The organism is Bartonella sp. AP30XZML, from assembly GCF_042195945.1.
In the GTDB taxonomy this organism is placed as follows: Bacteria; Pseudomonadota; Alphaproteobacteria; order Rhizobiales; family Rhizobiaceae; genus Bartonella.
This window is the reverse complement of sequence record NZ_JBHIPJ010000012.1, coordinates 1-3,466: the sequence shown is the minus strand read 5'-3', so window position 1 is coordinate 3,466 and position 3,466 is coordinate 1. Positions and strand designations below refer to the sequence as shown.

The following is a 3,466-nucleotide window of genomic DNA, read 5'->3' as shown; positions in this document are numbered from 1 at the left end:
CATGGAATTGCCTAAAGAAGGGCGTTTTATCAGTTCTGAATTCCCCATCTTGCGCGAAAACTTGACCAAAATTGATCAAGCCATTGTTGATATTGAGGAAAAGGTAAACGAAAAAGCACCTTCAAAACACATGCACACAATAAGTGATGTTGCAGATCTTGAAGCAGCCCTGAAGTCCAAGATGGCAGCGGATAAAACCTTCACTTTTGCTGATTTAAGCGATATCGAGGGCGCCAAAGATGCGGCTAACAATTATGTTCTCTATAAATCAAGCAATAATAACTTCACCTTCGGCAGTGCTATATCATTGTTAGGCGCGCATCAACATAAAACAGAAGATATCGTGGGTCTTGACGATTTTAGAGCCAAGCTTAACGAAGATCTCACAAGCTATGGACGCCTCACAAGCCCAAATGAATGGCAAGGTTACAACACATTTAACAGAAAAGTCACCATGGGTGACGACTTGGAGATCTTGGGCAATTTATCATCTGACTTCTTCAGTCGTCCGAAAAGGAAAGTGGTTACCCGTTTAAGCGCAAATGAAAGTACGCTTAAAGGACCGCTTAAAGTTGATGGTGATGTTGTTTATACCAAATCACAAGTGGATGCAGCTATACTGGCACAAATAAAGAGTCTTAAAAAAGATTTGACTGATAAAATCACGAATTGGCCGGCTCTTGCTGATGCTGAATTGCTCTATACACAGGATGGAAAAATTCAGTGGCCCGTCTGGGTCACCGATAAAACTAAAGTCGAAATTACAGCCTGGGGTGGTGGTGGTAGTGGCGGTGGAGCCGATACACCAAGATTAGGCGGCGGTGGCGGCGGTGGCGGTTGTAGCGTGTGGTATGGCTATAAAGCGAGTTTAAATGGTCATCAAGATATCACAATTGGAAAAGGAGGAGCTGCTGTTGCAAAACGCTATGCAAAAGGTAATTCTGGAGGAACAACAGCTGTTGGAAAGAATTTTATTACCGCTACAGGAGGGTGTGGTGGTGGGGGTGCTTATTACGATAACTCTCGCGCAAATTTTGTTGGTGGTACTACTTACTACTATTCAGGATCTGGTGGTGCTGGAGGTACAGGTGGAAACTTTGGTTTAGCAACAGACGAACATCTAGGAATTGCCAAAGGCGGAAATGGTTGTTCAGGAACAAGTGGAATTACGAGCAAGACAAGTGGTAATGGAGGTGATGCTGGGGGTGATACATCAAGGGGTGGCGCTGGAGGAGTCGGAAAAGGTTCCTATAGTTCAGGAAAAGCAGGGCGTGGTTTTGGTGGTGGTGGTGCTGGCGCTCACTCTGATTCTTCTTCAAGTGGCGCTGGAGCTGATGGCGCTGTCCTTATAAGATTGTGGAAAGATTAAATGGTTTATGCAGGTATAAAAAACAATAATACTTTCTAAACGGACTCTTATTGTCTGATGGCTTATAAACTGTATAGTTTCTTCTTATAAAGCCCCCTTTAAACCCATTTTTTACTGACACTGTCAGTCTTATGAGAGAGTGTAGATGGTTGTTATGGTCTCTTCATTAATTTGGAGAGCAAAATGACAATAGAATTTAAACTTCGTATTCACTTTATTAAGAATGGCAAGGGATCTAAGTTTTTAGCAATATTTGATCAGACAGCCGTTGGTATGTTTGTAAAATCCTTGTTAACGTGCAAATTTATCCCCTCCATGCACCTATTCTTCTCTTTACGCATGAGGTGGAGAAAAGAAAAACAAGTCTAGACGATAAGGGTTTCTAATGGGATGTTACTGTTTTTTCCATTTTAGCACTTATAATGTAAGCTATTTGTTGACATTAACAGTATTTTACGCTATATAAAAGAATGATTAAAACGTTTAAAAGCAAAACATTGGCAGAATTATTCAAAACGGGAAATTCATCCAAGATTGATAAGAAGCTTGTAAAACGTATCATGGTTCGTCTTGATCGTTTAGATATTTCTGAAAGACCAGAAGATATGAATCTTCCAGGATTCAACTTTCATTCTTTGATTGGATATTCACCCACTCGTTACACTGTCCACGTTAACGGACCATGGTGTATTACCTTTGAATTTGACTCATGTAATGCTTACCGTGTTGATCTTGAACAATATCACTAAGGATACAGTTATGAATGACATTCCTGCACAAAGAGATAAAAACCGTTGTCCTACTCATCCAGGAGAAGTTTTAGCAGAAATTATTCCTGAAACAGGCAAAACAAAATCAGAAATTGCGCAGATGCTTGGTATATCACGCCAACATCTCTACGATATTCTGAACGCAAAAAAGCCTGTTTCTCCTGCTATTTCCGCTTGTCTTGGCAAAATGTTTGGTGATGGAGCTGCTATATGGTTACGTATGCAAGCTAATTATGATGCTTGGCATGCTGAACGTGAAACAAATGTTAGCAAAGTTCCAACACTTCACGCTGTTTGATCTCTTCCTCACTCTCAAGGGATAATGTTTTATGGAATACTGGATAAATAATAATATCGAACAACATCCCCCGCTTTAAACATGTTCATCACTATTCAAAATGTCATCTAAACCACGATTTAAATCATCTAATATATTTTGCGGTGCATCTGCATAAACAAAAGATTGTGCACCAGAACGAGATTTTACTAATTCATTATATAAATCAACAGGAAGCATAATGATTTTTTCACGCCCTCGCTTTGTCAAAGCGACAGGTGTAGACATAGCCTCGTCTAAAATATCGCCTGCCCCGCGGTTTACATCTGTAAAACTATATTTTTTCATATGCACATCCTATCTTTAATGTATAATACGTATTATGCGTACAATATGTATCATGTAAAGATATTTTACGGCATTAACTACCTCCCCGCCTCAAAGACGAGGAGATAAAACATGTTTTTGAACTTAAGCAACCTTTTTAATGGGGCTCTCGGAATTTGGTTCATAAGCGCGTACCAAAGAATCCATGCTATGTGGAAGTTCTGAAGCTCCAAAATCTGTCAAAATTGCCAAGATTTTTGTAATATTGGGCACGTCATCTTGAAGCTTTAAAACTAGAACCTTTTCTATTGCATTCATAGTTTGAACTAGAGCACTACAATCTTTGTCGCTCACATTTTCATCATTAGAAAATTGAGATAATGCTATCCATAAATCGCATAAGAAGTTGGTATCTATCTTCATTGCACACCTCCATGGATTTGTTCTCTCAAACATGCCAATCCTCTGGATGTGATTTTTGTTGAAGGTAGTACTTTCTCTGTACCATCCGGTCTTTGAATGGTGATAGCAGGGCAATCCATAAAGCCTTTCTTGATTTTATCTTGATAAGGCAACAAAGGCGCCCCTGGAGCCCGTCGATACACCCAATCATGTTTACGCAAGTAATCCGTTAAATCCTTTGGTCGTACCTCCAACATCTTTGCTGCTTCAATTAAACCAAACAGACCATCAGAGCGTTTTAGACCTTCTAAAGCCTCTGCT

At 39.9% G+C, this 3,466-nt stretch carries 6 protein-coding genes; 3 read left to right on the top strand and 3 right to left on the bottom strand.

The window, feature by feature from the left end:
* Nucleotide 1 precedes the first annotated feature (1 nt).
* From ACFIL2_RS00385 to ACFIL2_RS00375, 3 genes are all read left to right on the top strand, one after another.
* The gene (locus tag ACFIL2_RS00385) at nucleotides 2–1,369 is read left to right on the top strand and encodes a Bgr_08870 family protein (protein WP_375680285.1); all 1,368 of its coding nucleotides are present in this window, start codon (nucleotides 2–4) and stop codon (nucleotides 1,367–1,369) included.
* Nucleotides 1,370–1,839: 470 nt separating this feature from the next.
* A complete protein-coding gene (locus ACFIL2_RS00380; RefSeq protein WP_375618870.1) occupies nucleotides 1,840–2,118 on the top strand; it encodes a type II toxin-antitoxin system RelE/ParE family toxin in 279 nt (92 codons plus the stop codon).
* 10 nt (nucleotides 2,119–2,128) lie between these two features.
* Entirely contained in the window at nucleotides 2,129–2,437 is a 309-nt protein-coding gene (locus tag ACFIL2_RS00375) for a HigA family addiction module antitoxin (protein ID WP_273721170.1), read from the top strand.
* A 75-nt stretch (nucleotides 2,438–2,512) separates the two neighbouring features.
* On the opposite strand, the gene ACFIL2_RS00370 is transcribed toward ACFIL2_RS00375, so the two are convergent.
* The 3 genes from ACFIL2_RS00370 to ACFIL2_RS00360 all read right to left on the bottom strand — a co-directional run.
* A complete protein-coding gene (locus ACFIL2_RS00370; protein WP_375637928.1) occupies nucleotides 2,513–2,764 on the bottom strand; it encodes a type II toxin-antitoxin system prevent-host-death family antitoxin in 252 nt (83 codons plus the stop codon).
* 123 nt (nucleotides 2,765–2,887) lie between these two features.
* Nucleotides 2,888–3,166: a hypothetical protein gene (locus ACFIL2_RS00365; RefSeq protein WP_375640504.1), complete on the bottom strand. Its 279-nt coding sequence runs from the start codon at nucleotides 3,164–3,166 to the stop codon at nucleotides 2,888–2,890.
* Nucleotides 3,163–3,466 (bottom strand): phage antirepressor KilAC domain-containing protein (locus tag ACFIL2_RS00360; RefSeq protein ID WP_375680284.1); only part of this gene is annotated, 304 nt, incomplete at its 5' end. The genes ACFIL2_RS00360 and ACFIL2_RS00365, both read right to left, overlap by 4 nt.

Coding starts and splice junctions, on each gene's coding strand:
- ACFIL2_RS00370 (WP_375637928.1), bottom strand. CDS start 2,764: ATGAAAAAATATAGTTTTACAGATGTAAACCGCGGGGCAGGCGATATT.
- ACFIL2_RS00385 (WP_375680285.1), top strand. CDS start 2: ATGGAATTGCCTAAAGAAGGGCGTTTTATCAGTTCTGAATTCCCCATC.
- ACFIL2_RS00365 (WP_375640504.1), bottom strand. CDS start 3,166: ATGAAGATAGATACCAACTTCTTATGCGATTTATGGATAGCATTATCT.
- ACFIL2_RS00380 (WP_375618870.1), top strand. CDS start 1,840: ATGATTAAAACGTTTAAAAGCAAAACATTGGCAGAATTATTCAAAACG.
- ACFIL2_RS00375 (WP_273721170.1), top strand. CDS start 2,129: ATGAATGACATTCCTGCACAAAGAGATAAAAACCGTTGTCCTACTCAT.